This window comes from Moraxella sp. 179-F 1C4 NHS (assembly GCF_045370505.1).
GTDB classification, from domain to species: Bacteria; Pseudomonadota; Gammaproteobacteria; order Pseudomonadales; family Moraxellaceae; genus Faucicola; species Faucicola tetraodonis.
In genome coordinates this window covers 1-16,515 of record NZ_JBIQEC010000015.1, presented here as the reverse complement: position 1 = coordinate 16,515, position 16,515 = coordinate 1, and the positions used below count along the sequence as shown (strand labels likewise).

Here is a 16,515-nt window from a genome sequence, read left to right as displayed (position 1 = left end):
GGTTATCCATCACTTCACACTCAAAAAGTTCGCCATCGCATAGATGGTTTAGAAACTTCAACATCGACTGACAAGCCGCTTTGTGGGGTTCGCCATCGCATAGATGGTTTAGAAATTCAAGACGCTCACGCATTTCTTTGTGTCGCTGTTCGCCATCGCATAGATGGTTTAGAAACTGCCTGTTCTTGGCGGTAGCGGTTTAAATCGGTTCGCCATCGCATAGATGGTTTAGAAATTGTCGTAAAAGTTGATTTTCGGCTCGGCTGCGTTCGCCATCGCATAGATGGTTTAGAAAATAGCAAAACCCTCGTTAGTTTTTGCCATTATGTTCGCCATCGCATAGATGGTTTAGAAATTGCCATTGTCGATAAAGGCAGAGCAGGGTCAGTTCGCCATCGCATAGATGGTTTAGAAAGCGAAAATGACATAGTGATTTATGATGAAGCTGTTCGCCATCGCATAGATGGTTTAGAAAGTTTAGACAATGACACCCTTGTTTGTAAAGTGGTTCGCCATCGCATAGATGGTTTAGAAAAAAATATCAGCAGATACTTGACCCAACTGATTGTTCGCCATCGCATAGATGGTTTAGAAAACAATAGCCCCCAAGATAATAGACATGGCATAGTTCGCCATCGCATAGATGGTTTAGAAACAAATTCAGACTTTATTTAACCTACTTTTTTTGTTCGCCATCGCATAGATGGTTTAGAAAACCCATCGGTCGGTCGGTCGCTTATCGGCATGAGTTCGCCATCGCATAGATGGTTTAGAAACAGTGACCGATAGTGTGTATGTGCAGTTTGACGTTCGCCATCGCATAGATGGTTTAGAAAACGGTGAACGAGCTTAACCAGAATTTTGCCAGGTTCGCCATCGCATAGATGGTTTAGAAAAAATTGCAGTAGGAACATTAAACGGATTTGGCGTTCGCCATCGCATAGATGGTTTAGAAACAAAATTTACCGCAACAGGCCGAGCTTACTTAGTTCGCCATCGCATAGATGGTTTAGAAAACGGGTAAGGCGGCTGATAAAACTATCTGAAAGTTCGCCATCGCATAGATGGTTTAGAAAACGTTTGAACTCTCTGGGCAACAAATTCACGAAAGTTCGCCATCGCATAGATGGTTTAGAAAAACGATTGAAAACGCTGAGTTTTTGGCTAAAAGTTCGCCATCGCATAGATGGTTTAGAAAAAATTGCAGTAGGAACATTAAACGGATTTGGCGTTCGCCATCGCATAGATGGTTTAGAAAAGCAATTAGTACTGAATCGCCCATTGAGCTTCGTTCGCCATCGCATAGATGGTTTAGAAAATCAACTTGATAAGTATCTAACTGTGCATCACGTTCGCCATCGCATAGATGGTTTAGAAATTGCTCCTTCAGTGATAGCTTGATTGCGGAGCGTTCGCCATCGCATAGATGGTTTAGAAACTTGTAATACCATGTCCTGCTCATCTTTAGTCGTTCGCCATCGCATAGATGGTTTAGAAATTGTCGTGCCACATCATCAGTTCTGCTAAATCGTTCGCCATCGCATAGATGGTTTAGAAAAAAAAAATCAAAGGCACCTTTAAAGACAAAAAGTTCGCCATCGCATAGATGGTTTAGAAAGCCAAGTCATGCTCAACGAGTACAGGGGAGGCGTTCGCCATCGCATAGATGGTTTAGAAATATGCGGAGTACCGTGATTTTACCTTTTACGAGTTCGCCATCGCATAGATGGTTTAGAAAATGCGTGCTGTGCATGAAGTCGAATCTAAAGGGTTCGCCATCGCATAGATGGTTTAGAAATTGACCATGGCATTAGCATTTTTGTGGTTTTTGTTCGCCATCGCATAGATGGTTTAGAAAATTAGTTGGGAAGTACGCAGGGGTATCGACTGGTTCGCCATCGCATAGATGGTTTAGAAAATTGATAGCATTGATGATAACCGTAGCTTTTTGTTCGCCATCGCATAGATGGTTTAGAAACTAGAGCAACTAAAAAGTCACTCTTGGAATATGTTCGCCATCGCATAGATGGTTTAGAAAACGGGTAAGGCGGCTGATAAAACTATCTGAAAGTTCGCCATCGCATAGATGGTTTAGAAACCATTCCTAACAATGTTGGGCAACTCTGGTATGTTCGCCATCGCATAGATGGTTTAGAAAAGTGATTTAAAACTGGTATTTAGTGCCATTGTGTTCGCCATCGCATAGATGGTTTAGAAAATTATCAAAAGCAGCAAAGCCCGAAGCCTTGTGTTCGCCATCGCATAGATGGTTTAGAAAAGATAAACCCAAAATAGGCGCTATTCTGGGCGGTTCGCCATCGCATAGATGGTTTAGAAAATCATGGGCGTTATGTTTTTTCGCCAGCTCATGTTCGCCATCGCATAGATGGTTTAGAAATTACGCCACATAAAAAAAGTGGGTTACATATCGTTCGCCATCGCATAGATGGTTTAGAAATTAAGGTTGTAAGTGTCGAATTCACAATCAAAGTTCGCCATCGCATAGATGGTTTAGAAATTGAGTAATATATTAATCAGAGTAACATATTAGTTCGCCATCGCATAGATGGTTTAGAAACCACGCTATAGCCAAACAATGCACTATAGCCCGTTCGCCATCGCATAGATGGTTTAGAAAACTGATGCTTTGGGTTATTCGCCCAAGTCCGTGTTCGCCATCGCATAGATGGTTTAGAAAAACAAAACATCCGTAGGCATCGAAGATATCGGGTTCGCCATCGCATAGATGGTTTAGAAAATCTTCTCAAAACCCATGTCAAGGTCGATGTCGTTCGCCATCGCATAGATGGTTTAGAAACTTTAAAGATTATTTTTTGGTTTCTGAACGTTCGTTCGCCATCGCATAGATGGTTTAGAAATTTAGTTACATGACCCTTCTCATACTGTGAAAGTTCGCCATCGCATAGATGGTTTAGAAAGCCACCAGAAAAACCAACACAGCAAGGCGAAGTTCGCCATCGCATAGATGGTTTAGAAACACATGCTGCGCTGACCATCAAACACTATGATGTTCGCCATCGCATAGATGGTTTAGAAACCTAAGCCAATTTTAAATAGTTGGGGGATGACGTTCGCCATCGCATAGATGGTTTAGAAAAACATTTTCAAGCACATAATCATTCAATAGTTGTTCGCCATCGCATAGATGGTTTAGAAATGCTTCAACCCCTGCCCCTGTTGTTGCTGCTAGTTCGCCATCGCATAGATGGTTTAGAAATTGATTAACAAACACAGCAAGCAAGCAAATAAGTTCGCCATCGCATAGATGGTTTAGAAATAGTGTAGCGATACGTTTATTTGTGTCATCGAGTTCGCCATCGCATAGATGGTTTAGAAATGTCAAAATCCTGTCAAATAAAAAGGTCAATAGTTCGCCATCGCATAGATGGTTTAGAAAACAGGCGAATGAGCAGCGCTTTGGCACCAAAGGTTCGCCATCGCATAGATGGTTTAGAAAAAAAGAAACCAAGCTATCAAAAAAAATCACCAGTTCGCCATCGCATAGATGGTTTAGAAAAATGCGACTGTGCCTATCGCTGTTTCAGGGTTGTTCGCCATCGCATAGATGGTTTAGAAACATCTGTCTAACGTGGGCTTGCTGATTTTTAAGTTCGCCATCGCATAGATGGTTTAGAAATAAGTTAAGCACACCGCTAAATGACACTCAAGGTTCGCCATCGCATAGATGGTTTAGAAAACTTGCAAAAGTCTTGATATAAACAGCAGCAAGTTCGCCATCGCATAGATGGTTTAGAAATTTTTGCAATACTTCAATCACGGCTCGTTTGGGTTCGCCATCGCATAGATGGTTTAGAAATAACTCGCTTTGGCCTTGTTTAGTCATCTCATGTTCGCCATCGCATAGATGGTTTAGAAACGACTACGTTTTACCACAGCTTGCGGAGTTATGTTCGCCATCGCATAGATGGTTTAGAAAAGTAACTAAATTCAAAGTATCTATGTTTTAGAGTTCGCCATCGCATAGATGGTTTAGAAAATTGACCGACAAATAATTTGCCCATAATTCTTGTTCGCCATCGCATAGATGGTTTAGAAAACTTGGCAATATTAATCTAGGCAACAAAAAAGGTTCGCCATCGCATAGATGGTTTAGAAACATGAGTTTGATTGATATTGTTCATGCACCCTACTAAATTTTTCTAGTATATATCTACTTTGCATTTTTTTCGTCAATATTTCTCATTTTTATACGAGATAGTCCTAATCTAAAGTTAAGGTAAGCAATTTAATATATTGAATTTTTGCTTATGTATTATTTTATTAGTATGTGGATTTAGAGTCGTACCGTGAAAACTCAAAACTTTATATAGTCCGTATAACAACTTTTGTATCTATTTTTCCAATCTCAAGACGGTTAACTAAACTAGTGTGTCAATGTCTTAAAGTTTCTAATAGCCATGTTTTTAATTTGGAGGGAATAACTTTGAAAGGATTTTTTTTAGGGCATGAAGGCTATTTAAAATAAGCAATGAAACTCGAAAAAAAATAATTCAGTTTCATCTCTTTTAAATTTGAGTGGGGGTCAAAATCTACTTGCTCAAAACTTAACCAAGGCACAATTTGGGCACAAAATGGGCACACAAGATTTTTAAGCGATTTTTCTGTGCCCAAAATCACAAAAGTGGTCAAAATTTCAACTCTCGAAAAACCACGTAAATCCTTGATATCACTGCAATAAAAAAGCCCCAATCAATCGACTGGGGCTTTTGGAATATGGTAGGCATAATCTGACTCGAACAGACGACCCCCACCATGTCAAGGTGGTGCTCTAACCAACTGAGCTATATGCCTAAAAGGGTCTAACAATCTACTTGCGTAAGTAGGAGTGCCATTTTACCAAAAAATTTTGCTTTTGCAAGTGGTTTTAATTTTTCGCTTTAATTTTTATTGCGCCATCTTTAGCTAAGTTTTCGTTAAGGTTAGGTTGTTTTAATACACTCAGCCACTCGGATATACCTCATTATCAACCTTATCCCGTGACCTGACAACTTTATTAAAAACTTAGGATAGCATTATGAAAAAATCATTAATCACCTCAGGCTTATTGGCACTCGCTATGTTATCAGCCAGCAGCGCATTTGCCGAAGCCAACTGCCAAGCGCACCCAAAAAACGAACAAATCCCGCAAGCCGATTTTCAAAAAGCACTAGAAAAACATGGCTTTACTATCAAAAAATTCAAAACTGATGGCAACTGCTTTGAGATGTATGGCAAAAGCAAAGGTGGGAAAAAAGTCGAAATGTACTTTGATACCAAAGACGGCAAAATCGTTAAATCAGAAATCGACTAATAATAGGATAAGCAAACCATCCAACCAACGCAATTTGAGGTAGGTTTGCCAATGTTATGCCTTCACACGGCTAACTTAGCCGTGTTGATATTTTAGACAATGGAAAATAGCAATGTTACCACAACCACAATCTGCACAAACCGTCAAAGTCTGGGATATTTGGGTGCGCATCACTCATTGGGCAGTCGCTGCGGGTATTTTTGCCAACCTTATCGTCACTGAAGGTGGTAGTGATGTGCATGAGTACATGGGCTATGCCGTCGTGGCGCTCGTAGTGTTTCGTTTGATTTGGGGATTGGTGGGTAGCCAATACGCCAGATTTAGTAATTTTTTCCCTACCCCAACCCGCATTCGCGAGCATATGACCGACATCAAGCAGCATAAGTTTCAAGGTCATCTGGGTCACAATCCGTTGGGTGCGCTGATGATGTTTGCGCTGTGGGGCGTTATTATCGCGCTGGGTGTCACAGGCTATTTGCAAACCACCGACCAATTTTGGGGAGACGATAGCATCCAAGCGATTCACGAATTTTTAGCCAACAGTCTTTGGGTGCTAGTCCCTTTACATGTGGCAGCGGCGATTATAATGGGCAGACTACAACAGCAAAACTTGGTAAAATCGATGATAACGGGTGAAAAAACCGTTCAATAAATACCTTTGCTAAAAACTAAGATAAAACACACGGAAAACCCTCATGACCCGAATTTTACTGATTGAAGATGATGCCACCATTGCCGATGGCATTGTCAAAGGTTTGAGCCAACAAAACATGATGGTGGATTGGTTTGCTGATGCCAAACTCGGTGAAATGGCAATTCATGAAGGGGTGTTTGATGCTGTGTTATTGGATTTGACCTTGCCGCGTGGTGATGGGATGACCATTTTAGCCAATTGGCGACAACAAAAGATTGACACGCCTGTCTTGATTATTACGGCGCGAGACGCCATTGCCAACCGCGTGGCAGGTCTCAATGCTGGCGCAGACGATTATTTGGTCAAACCGTTTGCTTTAGATGAAGTGGTTGCCCGTTTGCAGGCTTTGATTCGCCGTAGCCAAGGTCGCAGTCAGACTGAAATCCGTTATGGGGATGTCAGCTATTTGCCACAGCAGCAGCAAGTTTTTTATCAAGGCAAATGGGTGGATTTGACTGCCAAAGAAATCACCGTCCTTGAGCAGTTTATCAGCTATCCCAATTTGGTGCATAGCCGTGCCAGCCTTGAGGATAAGCTATACGGTTGGCAGCAAGATATCGAAAGCAACGCGATTGAAGTACATATTCATAACCTGCGAAAAAAACTCGGCAATGATTTTATCCTTACTCGGCGTGGTATTGGCTATTATCTCAATCCTGCGTTGCAGCGCCCTGAATGATTCGCCCGATATCCCGCTTTAAGCGGTTACCATTATGACCCCTACCACCCAAAAACCTTATAGTATCCAAAGGCAGCTACTCAACTCCCTGCTCATCGGACTACCGATTATTTGGCTATCGATTACCCTCATATCGGTATGGCGGCTTTCGCACGAAATCAACGAAATCAATGACACCCAAATCACCCAATTAGCCCGCTATCTGATTGGTATCTCACAAGACGTTAAACTTCATCTCGCCAACCCTGCCAATGAGCCTAAAATTTTAAATCTTGAAAACGGCTTGTTATCAGGCGATTTAGGGGATGCTGAAGAAGACTATATGGGTTTTGCGATTTGGGATCAAAACGGTAAATTACTGATGGCTGATAAAGACGGTCAGCATTTTACATTTTTGCCCAAACAACACGGTTTCTTGGAAAACAACAGTGCCTATCAAGAGCTCAATCCCTTTAGTCACTCGTGGCGCCTGTTTTATGCGCATGACGACGCGACCAACCATCTCATTGCCATCGGGCAAAACCTTAATTCGCGTCAAGAGATTATATATAAATCATTAACCATTCAACTTGTTCCTTCGCTGATTGGGGTGATGCTATTGATTATGCTGACATGGCTGTCAGTGCGGCGTGGATTCGTTCCGCTCAAACGGATTAGTGACTTGTTGAGCACTCGCAGCCCTGAAGATAAAACCCCTTTATCGGTTGATACACCGTTAGAAATTCAACCCTTGCTAAACGCGCTCAATGGGTTATTTGATAAAGTCGCGGATACCCTTGAGCGTGAAAAACGCTTTACCGCAGATGCCTCTCATGAATTACGCAGCCCGCTCACTGCCATCAAGCTACAGACCGATGTGCTACAACAAACCATCTTGCAAGCCAATTTAACCGATAGCCAAACCGATGCACTCCTGAGTCACTGCCGACAAATCAGTCACAGTAATGAGCGCGCCAATCGACTGGTCGAACAGTTGCTGATTTTGGCAAAACTGGCACCGCAGCAAGGGCTCGATCCGCAGACCTTTGCACCGATTGATTGGATAGCCCTATCCAATGACATTCTCTCAGAAGTCAACCGCCGTGCCCGCGAAAAAAACAGCCAATTACGCCGTGATGTGTTAGTGGATGCCAAAGCTATCTTGCCTTTGACAGGTAACGCCACTTTAATCGGCATTTTGCTGCGTAACCTATTGGACAATGCCATTCGCTATAGCCCTGACCATACCACGATTCGGTTAGTGTTAGATCGCGATGTGATTACAGTTATCGACAATGGCAACGGGGTTGCATCTATCGACCTTGCTCGGCTATCAGAGCGGTTTTTTCGCCCTGCAGGTCAAGCTGAGATTGGTAGTGGCTTGGGTCTGTCGATTGTGCGCCGTATTGCTGAGCTGCATGGTTTGCAAATTACCATGCAGAACCTAGAACACAATGGTCAGATTTGCGGTTTTCAAGTCAGTCTCTTTAAGCGCTGACGTGCCAATTGCTGAAGTTTAACTGACCAACAACAGGCAGCGTTTAAAAAAGGTACATAGCGTATCCTTTTTGTCGGAGTAAACTAAAAAATTAGTACACGTTAGGCACATACATATCTTCAGCGATTGGCTCACGTTGGTAATTGTCGTGATGCTCGCGTTCTGGCAATACCACTTCATCCCGTTGTATTTCTTGGTAGGGAATTTGTGAGAGCAGATGGTTGATGCAGTTTAGCCGCGCTTTTTTCTTATCATCACCCTCAACTACCCACCAACGGGCTTCTGGGATATGGGTGCGTTCAAACATCACTTCCTTGGCTTTGGTATAATCTTCCCAGCGCCGACGCGATTCTAAATCCATCGGTGAGAGTTTCCACTGTTTGAGCGGGTCATAAATACGGCTCATAAAACGTGACTCTTGCTCGTCATCTGAGATAGAAAACCAATATTTGATTAAGCGAATCCCCGAGCGCACCAACATACGCTCAAACTCTGGCACTGACTCAAAAAACTCTTCGTATTGCGCGTCCGTACAAAATCCCATCACGCGCTCAACCCCAGCACGGTTGTACCAACTGCGGTCAAATAGCACAATCTCCCCCGCCGCTGGCAGGTGCGCGACATAGCGCTGAAAATACCATTGGGTTTTTTCTCGGTCATTAGGTGCAGGCAGGGCGGCCACACGGCAGACACGCGGATTGAGCCGTTGGGTGATACGTTTGATAGCGCCGCCTTTACCCGCTGAGTCGCGACCTTCAAAGATGACAACGATGCGCTCACCGGTTGCTACTACCCAATCTTGCAATTTGATCAATTCTTTTTGCAGACGAATCAATTCATTAAAATAAATATGGCGAGCGATTTTTTGGCTGTCGGTTAACGGCTGCCCGTCATACCGTAAATCTTGGATGTAGTCGTCCATTTCGGACTCAATCTCTTCATCATAGCTGTCAATCAAGTCGTCATGCATTTGTTGACGCAGTCTATCATTGGTTTTGAGGGTTTCATCATTTAAAAACTGTGATTGGGGTAAGTCATCAAGCATATCGGTGATATGATTGCTGATAACAAGGCTACTATTAGCAGTGGGCTGATTATTTGGCATATTGAGACTCTCTAATGAGAATTAAAAATGCTGATAATATGACAAAATTATGAAGGTATGATGATACAAAAGGTTAAAAACATCAGCTTATCGGAAAAAAACAACGTTCTGACATATGTTTGCTGTTTTAGGTTTTATTTCAATTTAATTGTCGTTAAAATTGTACCAATGCTTACTTATCTTTAAGAGAGATTGCAAATTTTTTTGTGTAAACCTTTAAAGGCAGCCTAAAATAGCATCATACTAACTAGTAAACAAATATTCTATATTAATACCCCTCCACCCGATGTCCATATAACATCACAAACTGACGCATAGCAGGTTTCCAATTTTGAATCGGCATCGTCCATTTTTGCATCGTATAGGTTTCATGGTAAATCCTGCTCATGCTGAACTATCCAGCCAAGCAGTGCCTACCCAATATAAACCAGGGGCTTATTGTTCAAGTGATACAAAAGCCGTTGTACCTGTTATAGCTAAAGGCACCCAAAATAAAGCCTTTGTCGCAGATGTTTTTTGTATTCGTGAGCAGCTACAGCCCTATCAAGCTGAGCACCAACCAATCAATACTCGTTTTCAGGCTTATAAAGCCGATGCATGGCTAAGTTATGTGGCACATGAAAGAAATGAAGCCAGCCTCACCAAAGCAAGTCGTTATGCGCTGGCTGAAGCATTAAGTATTGTTGAGGCGTTAAAAACCAACCAAGTTGACAAACTGCCTTTGACAGCAGACATTCCGCCTACATCAGGTTTACAGCGTCCCGATCTTTGGGCAAGCCTGTTGACCATTAAACAAACGCCTGCATTCACCCCGCTCGTCAAAACGGTAGCCGATAGTGAAGTCAAACTTATTTGGGCAGAAGCAGAATTTTGTGAGTTTGGTTGGCGCCATTCTCGCGAGCACTATAATACTGTTGACCGCTGGGTAGCTACGGCTGAATTAACCGCCTTAAATACATCGGGTGTGGATAAACAAAGCTTTAATGCGTTAAAAGCCCAGTATTTGGCGCGCTTAAAGCTGCTTGCTGCGACTAAAAATAGTAGAGAAAGTTGCCGTGGCGCTGTGTTACCTTATATCGAGCCACCCAAAGTTGCCATAGCTGATGAGCAGTTTACCGTTAAATAAACTAACCAAATAATTTATCTGTTCTTGGCAAAGTTAAGATAGGCGCATAACTCGCTACAAATACCAAGAAGGCGACAATCCAAAACGCTTGAGCCATTGCCAGCGTAGCAAAGTAATAATCAGGCAGTATCCAACCCAATACCACCCTCGCCAACCAAGCCATCGTCATGCTAATAAAAATGACAGTAACGGTTTTGGGCGGCTGATGGATATTACGTCCGGTATGACCCAAAGACACCCGCGACATCATTGCCAGTGTCATTAGCCCAATACCTGATATCACAACGGCATGCATCGCTAAGCTGTGATTAATGATACCAAAAGGGACTAATACAAATAGGAAAAACCCAATCACCATACCAAAAAAGCTTAGCCAAAGTGACCACAGTAGTGGTTTTGACCAAATTTCTGGCAAATACCAGTTTTTAAGTCGTATTAAATTGCTGATCGCAATGACTAGCGCTGCCGTACCGCTGGCACACACTGCCCAACGATAGCCCGTTAGAAACACATCACTCAGCATAAAGGCAAAAAATCCTAACAGACTGAGCCGATCCAGCAAATCAGAATTTTTAACTTTCTGTCGTACTTCCCCACCCGTAGCTATCCCACGTTCAATAAACATGGGCATCATGCGTCTACCCATGGTAAGCACCACGCCAACAATCAAATACAACCCAAATAACAGGCTCATATGCATGCCATTATTGTTTTGGGTAAATAGCGCAACATAAAACCAAACCTGTCCGATGAATAATAAAAGCAACTTAGCCACGATACCGATTTGGCGTTTTTGCCGAACGCGATAAATCGGTAAGATAAGAAAAGAGGCGGTTAATAACCAAAATATGGTATCACTCGCAGCCGCTATCAGCGTGCCGGTGTTGATATTTATGCCGTTGGCCAAAAATAACACTCGAGCCAACGCCCAAGGTACAAAAATTACCAACAACTTATAACCATAAGGCATAGACTGCTGAGTCCAAGCTTTCACGGCGGTCAACAAAAACCCTGCAATCACTGCCAGTGCGTAACCATACAACATCTCATGACCGTGCCAGTAAAACGGCATCATCTGATGCGTACCATCAAACTCAAACCGCGTGGCAAACGTTATGTATGCCCATTTCAGCATCGTCAAAATCGCAAACACTGCTGCACCTAAAAAGAAAATGCGAAAGCCTAAATTGAGTACAGGATGGGGAGAATAAGGGGGTTTGTTAGGTAATCTGATTTGTTGCATGGCTATGCTCACTTATTAGGGCAACCATCGTTTTAACATGTATTTAAAATATATATTATAGCAAAGTGTAAATGAGAATAGCCGTTAACTTACATATTAAAGATTAACGCTATTTTCATTCTCTCTGCCTCATGCTTTTATACACAAATTAGGTTTTAGCTAAAATTTTCATTCAACAGGTTATTCCACAAATCTAACGATTGAGCGGCGACAAAATGTTATAATCGACTTATTAACAGATACCTATGACAATTTGAATCAGGACAAGCCCTCTCAGTGAGTATTAGCATGAGTATTAGCACCAGTAACACACCTACCAGTCACAAACCCCACGACCCAGCCAATTTTCAACTCACACCCCCTGCCAATTTTCCGTTCAAAGCCATACAAGCGACTAACAAAGTCCGTTTAGCTGACCTGTTAAAGCAGCGGATTTTGTTCCTTGACGGGGCGATGGGGACAGAAATCCAAAACTATAAACTCATCGAGGCAGACTACCGTGGTGAGCGATTTGCCAATTTTGGACGTGATGTCAAAGGCAACAATGACTTACTGGTACTGACCCAGCCGCATATTATCCGTGATATTCACCGCTCGTATCTTGAGGCAGGCGCAGATATCATTGAAACCAACAGTTTTAATGGCACGCAAATTTCGATGGCAGACTACGGCATGGAAAATCTCGTTTATGAGATTAACAAATCCGCCGCCGCCCTTGCCCGTCAAGTGTGTGATGAAATCACTGCGACAAACCCAGACAAACCTCGGTTTGTCGCAGGCGTGATTGGTCCCACCTCTCGCACTTGCTCGATTTCGCCCGATGTCAATGACCCAGCGTTTCGTAACGTCACCTTTGATGAACTGGTTGATAACTACACTGAGGCGACTTACGCTTTGATTGAAGGCGGTGCGGACATTATCTTGATAGAAACCGTGTTCGATACCCTAAACGCCAAAGCAGCGATTTTTGCGGTGACGGGCGTGTTTGACACCATTGGGTTTGAATTGCCGATTATGATTTCGGGGACCATTACCGATGCCTCGGGACGTACGTTGTCGGGGCAAACTGCCGAAGCGTTTTATAATTCAATCCGCCACGCCAAGCCGATTTCGATTGGGTTTAACTGTGCGCTGGGGGCAGATGCGCTAAAGCCGCATATCAAAACCTTGTCGGATGTGTGCGAAACTTTTGTCTCCGCTCACCCCAATGCAGGCTTGCCCAACGAGTTTGGCGAATATGACGAAACGCCTGAGCAAACTGCCACCATGGTTGCCGACTATGCCAAATCTGGCTTGGTCAATATCGTGGGCGGCTGCTGTGGTACCACCCCCAAACATATCGCCAAAATTGTCGAGATGACGTCACCCTTTGCCCCACGCCAACTGCCAGACTACAAGCCAGCTTGCCGGTTGTCGGGACTTGAAGCATTCAACATCACCCGGGATAGCCTGTTTGTCAATGTCGGTGAACGTACCAATGTCACAGGCTCAAAGAAATTTTTGCGTCTCATCAAAAACGAAGAATACACCGAAGCGTTAGACGTGGCTCGTGACCAAGTCGAAGGCGGCGCCCAAGTCGTTGATATCAACATGGATGAAGCCATGCTAGATAGCAAGGCGGCGATGATTCACTTTGTCAATTTGGTCGCCAGTGAGCCAGATATCAGCCGTGTACCGCTGATGATTGACTCATCAAAATGGGATATCATCGAAGCGGGTCTTAAATGCACGCAAGGCAAATCTGTGGTCAATTCGATATCGTTAAAAGAAGGCAAAACAGAGTTTGTGGAAAAAGCCAAACTATGTCAGCGTTATGGAGCGGCGATTATCGTCATGGCGTTCGATGAAGACGGACAGGCAGACAGCTTTGAGCGTAAAATCCAAATCTGCAAACGCTCATACGATATTTTGGTTGATGAAATCGGTTTTCCGAGTGAAGACATCATCTTTGACCCCAATATTTTTGCCGTCGCCACGGGGATTGAAGAGCATAACAACTACGGCTTAGACTTTATCAATGCTACCCGATGGATTACCGACAATTTGCCCAATGCCATGGTCTCAGGCGGTGTGTCCAATGTGTCGTTCTCATTTCGTGGCAATCCCATTCGAGAAGCCATTCACGCCGTGTTCTTGTACCATGCTATCAAAAACGGCATGACCATGGGGATTGTCAACCCAGCTATGTTAGAGCTGTATGACGATATCGAACCAGATGCTAGAAACGCCATTGAAGACGTGATTTTGAACCGTAACCAAGGCGAGTCAGGTCAAGACGCCACCGACCATTTGATGCAAGTGGCAGAAAACTATTTGAGCGGTAAGAAAAAAGACAGCACCGTCGATTTGTCATGGCGTGAATTGCCCGTAGAAAAACGCATTGAGCACGCGTTAGTTAAAGGGGTAACCACTTATATCAATGAAGACACCGAAGAAGCACGGCTAAAATTTCCCCGTCCCTTAGACGTCATCGAAGGACCTTTGATGGACGGTATGAATGTGGTCGGTGACTTGTTTGGGGCAGGCAAAATGTTCCTACCGCAAGTGGTAAAATCCGCCCGTGTGATGAAGCAAGCGGTGGCATGGCTTAATCCGTATATCGAAAAAGAAAAAGTTGCAGGCGAAACCAAAGGCAAAGTGCTCATGGCAACGGTGAAAGGCGATGTGCATGACATCGGCAAAAACATCGTCGGCGTGGTGCTCGGCTGTAATGGCTATGACATCATCGACTTGGGTGTGATGGTGCCTTGTGAAAAAATCCTACAAGTCGCCAAAGATGAAAACGTCGATATCATCGGCTTGTCAGGCTTGATTACCCCAAGCCTTGATGAAATGGTGTATGTCGCCAAACAAATGCAGGAGCAAGGCTTTAATCTACCCCTACTGATTGGCGGTGCGACGACTTCAAAAGCCCATACCGCGGTAAAAATCGAGCCCAACTATCAAAACGATGCGGTTGTCTATGTTGCTGATGCCAGTCGCGCAGTGGGCGTAGCCACAACCTTACTATCTAAAGAAAAACGCGTCGATTTCATCAGTGAGCTGCGTCAAGAGTATGGCGAAGTCCGTGAACGTCTTGCCAATCGCCAACCCAAAGCGGCGAAGCTATCGTATGCCGAATCGATTGAGCAAGGTTTCCAATACGACTGGGCGAACTACACGCCGCCTAAGCCCAACCAATTAGGACAAGTCATTTTGGACGATTATCCGTTACAAAATTTATTGCCCTATATCGACTGGACGCCTTTCTTTATCTCTTGGGGATTGGTCGGCAAATATCCCAAAATCTTTGATGATAACATCGTCGGGGAGGAAGCCAAAGACTTATTTGCCAATGCTCAAGCCATGATTGATAAATTAATCAAGGAAAAATTGGTCACAGCTAAAGCGGTGTTTAAACTAAGCCCTGCCCAACGCCCAAGCTCAGACACGGTGCAGGTACTCGATGAGCAAGGCAATGTCACGCATACCTTTGAGCATTTACGCCAGCAGTCTGATAAAGCCAGTGGTAAACCTAATTACAGCCTAGCGGATTTTATCAGTCCTGAAAAAACCGATTATCTCGGTGGTTTTACGGTGTCATTGTTTGGCGCAGAAGCACTTGCCAATGACTATAAAGCCAAAGGCGATGATTATAGTGCCATCATGGTACAGGCGCTTTGCGACCGCTTTGCTGAGGCATTTGCCGAACATTTGCATGAGTTGATTCGTAAACAATATTGGGGCTACCAATCCGATGAAAATCTCACCAATGAAGAGCTGATTAAAGAAAAATATGTCGGTATTCGCCCTGCGCCTGGGTATCCTGCCTGCCCTGACCACACCGAAAAAGGCAAGCTGTTTGACTGGCTTGATACCACCAATGCTATTGGGACGTATTTAACGGAAAGCTATGCCATGTACCCTGCCTCTAGTGTGAGTGGGTTTTATTATAGTCACCCAGAGAGTGATTATTTTAATGTCGGTAAAATCAGTCAAGACCAGCTTGAAGATTATGCTAGACGTAAGGGTTGGGATAAAGCTACCGCAGAAAAGTGGCTAAATCCGAATTTGTAGGTATTAATCATGATTACAGAACCAAATACTGAGACAAATAATTTAAATAATCTTGATATAGCTGACGAAACCTATAAAAAGCTAGTTATATTCTTTAAAGAAAGAATAACTTCTATTATTATTGGTTTACTAAGTGGTTCTGTAATTGCTTTTATTACATCAAGATTATTTATCAAATTCTATTTAACAGAAATAGGATTTGAGTCACTTATATACTCTGCTTTAACAAACAGTCAAACCATTCCGAGCTTAACTTTAAGTATTTTTACAGTTCTTATTACATTTATAACTACTTTTACTTTAATTCCTATGATTTTAAGGTGGTTATATCAAGAAAACTTACCTATTTACCAGAATATTCATAAAAATTATGCTCGTGAAATTGGCGTGTTTTTTGTTCTCTGTTTTAGTACGCCTTTATTTTTTATCTTAAAATATCTCTTAGAAATAGAAATAAATTCTAAGTTAATTACTTACTTTCCTGCTATCTCAATCCTACCATTTATATTAATTCTAATTGAAAAATGGAAAACAATTTCAAATATACAAATATTTAGAATTTTCTTTGCAGGTTTAAACTTTTCTCTCGCATCAATTGTAATTAATTTACCATTCATTTTAATTTTAAAAGCAACATTAAATTATGAATTCAGTTTTTCATTTTCTTGTTTTGTAGTTATTATATTGTGGCTAATTTTCTCAATCTTCACAGGTTTAAGGATAGTTTTTTTAGATAACTGAAGTTACGCAGCCCTTTAAAAAAGCGCTATCATAACAAAAAAAGCAGTCAGCGAGAGTAAACA

General features: G+C 42.8%; 9 protein-coding genes, 1 tRNA gene and 1 CRISPR repeat array (1 of these 11 only partly in view). Of the genes, 7 read left to right on the top strand and 3 right to left on the bottom strand.

Annotated features, from left to right (window positions below):
- Positions 1-4,138: a CRISPR direct-repeat array (repeat unit 28 nt; unit sequence GTTCGCCATCGCATAGATGGTTTAGAAA); it reaches 5,134 nt to the left of the window's first position.
- A 618-nt stretch (positions 4,139-4,756) separates the two neighbouring features.
- A tRNA-Val gene (locus tag ACH0AB_RS08075) sits at positions 4,757-4,833 on the bottom strand.
- A 223-nt stretch (positions 4,834-5,056) separates the two neighbouring features.
- Between ACH0AB_RS08075 and ACH0AB_RS08070 the strand changes: the two genes are divergently transcribed.
- The 4 genes from ACH0AB_RS08070 (at position 5,057) to ACH0AB_RS08055 (ending at position 8,182) form a co-directional block, all read left to right on the top strand.
- Positions 5,057-5,332 carry a PepSY domain-containing protein gene (locus ACH0AB_RS08070; RefSeq protein WP_007117114.1) on the top strand — a complete coding sequence of 92 codons (276 nt, stop codon included), beginning with the start codon at positions 5,057-5,059 and terminating at the stop codon, positions 5,330-5,332.
- Between the two features lie 112 nt (positions 5,333-5,444).
- Positions 5,445-5,984 carry a cytochrome b/b6 domain-containing protein gene (locus ACH0AB_RS08065; protein WP_406877850.1) on the top strand — a complete coding sequence of 180 codons (540 nt, stop codon included), beginning with the start codon at positions 5,445-5,447 and terminating at the stop codon, positions 5,982-5,984.
- 43 nt (positions 5,985-6,027) lie between these two features.
- Complete coding sequence (locus ACH0AB_RS08060) at positions 6,028-6,705, top strand: response regulator (protein WP_007117116.1); 678 nt, start codon at positions 6,028-6,030, stop codon at positions 6,703-6,705.
- Positions 6,706-6,739: 34 nt separating this feature from the next.
- Positions 6,740-8,182, top strand: coding sequence for an ATP-binding protein (locus ACH0AB_RS08055; protein ID WP_406877849.1), 1,443 nt, complete (start codon positions 6,740-6,742; stop codon positions 8,180-8,182).
- A gap of 91 nt (positions 8,183-8,273) precedes the next feature.
- Here the strand turns inward: ACH0AB_RS08055 and ppk2 are convergent, their stop codons facing one another.
- The gene (ppk2, locus tag ACH0AB_RS08050) at positions 8,274-9,287 is read right to left on the bottom strand and encodes a polyphosphate kinase 2 (protein ID WP_406877848.1); all 1,014 of its coding nucleotides are present in this window, start codon (positions 9,285-9,287) and stop codon (positions 8,274-8,276) included.
- Between the two features lie 370 nt (positions 9,288-9,657).
- Between ppk2 and ACH0AB_RS08045 the strand changes: the two genes are divergently transcribed.
- Positions 9,658-10,413, top strand: coding sequence for a hypothetical protein (locus tag ACH0AB_RS08045; protein ID WP_406877847.1), 756 nt, complete (start codon positions 9,658-9,660; stop codon positions 10,411-10,413).
- Position 10,414: 1 nt separating this feature from the next.
- Here ACH0AB_RS08045 and ACH0AB_RS08040 read toward each other — a convergent pair whose 3' ends face one another.
- On the bottom strand, positions 10,415-11,656 hold the full coding sequence (locus ACH0AB_RS08040; protein ID WP_060994308.1) for an NnrS family protein: 1,242 nt from the start codon (positions 11,654-11,656) through the stop codon (positions 10,415-10,417).
- Positions 11,657-11,944: 288 nt separating this feature from the next.
- Between ACH0AB_RS08040 and metH the strand changes: the two genes are divergently transcribed.
- Both metH and ACH0AB_RS08030 read left to right on the top strand, forming a co-directional pair.
- A complete protein-coding gene (metH, locus tag ACH0AB_RS08035) occupies positions 11,945-15,712 on the top strand; it encodes a methionine synthase (RefSeq protein ID WP_406877846.1) in 3,768 nt (1,255 codons plus the stop codon).
- 9 nt (positions 15,713-15,721) lie between these two features.
- Positions 15,722-16,453, top strand: coding sequence for a hypothetical protein (locus ACH0AB_RS08030; RefSeq protein WP_406877845.1), 732 nt, complete (start codon positions 15,722-15,724; stop codon positions 16,451-16,453).
- Positions 16,454-16,515: the final 62 nt, after the last annotated feature.

Excerpts from the sequence above, each read along its gene's own strand:
- ACH0AB_RS08070 (WP_007117114.1), top strand. The coding sequence starts at position 5,057 with ATGAAAAAATCATTAATCACCTCAGGCTTATTGGCACTCGCTATGTTA.
- metH (WP_406877846.1), top strand. The coding sequence starts at position 11,945 with ATGAGTATTAGCACCAGTAACACACCTACCAGTCACAAACCCCACGAC.
- ACH0AB_RS08040 (WP_060994308.1), bottom strand. The coding sequence starts at position 11,656 with ATGCAACAAATCAGATTACCTAACAAACCCCCTTATTCTCCCCATCCT.
- ACH0AB_RS08060 (WP_007117116.1), top strand. The coding sequence starts at position 6,028 with ATGACCCGAATTTTACTGATTGAAGATGATGCCACCATTGCCGATGGC.
- ppk2 (WP_406877848.1), bottom strand. The coding sequence starts at position 9,287 with ATGCCAAATAATCAGCCCACTGCTAATAGTAGCCTTGTTATCAGCAAT.
- ACH0AB_RS08055 (WP_406877849.1), top strand. The coding sequence starts at position 6,740 with ATGACCCCTACCACCCAAAAACCTTATAGTATCCAAAGGCAGCTACTC.
- ACH0AB_RS08065 (WP_406877850.1), top strand. The coding sequence starts at position 5,445 with ATGTTACCACAACCACAATCTGCACAAACCGTCAAAGTCTGGGATATT.
- ACH0AB_RS08045 (WP_406877847.1), top strand. The coding sequence starts at position 9,658 with ATGGTAAATCCTGCTCATGCTGAACTATCCAGCCAAGCAGTGCCTACC.
- ACH0AB_RS08030 (WP_406877845.1), top strand. The coding sequence starts at position 15,722 with ATGATTACAGAACCAAATACTGAGACAAATAATTTAAATAATCTTGAT.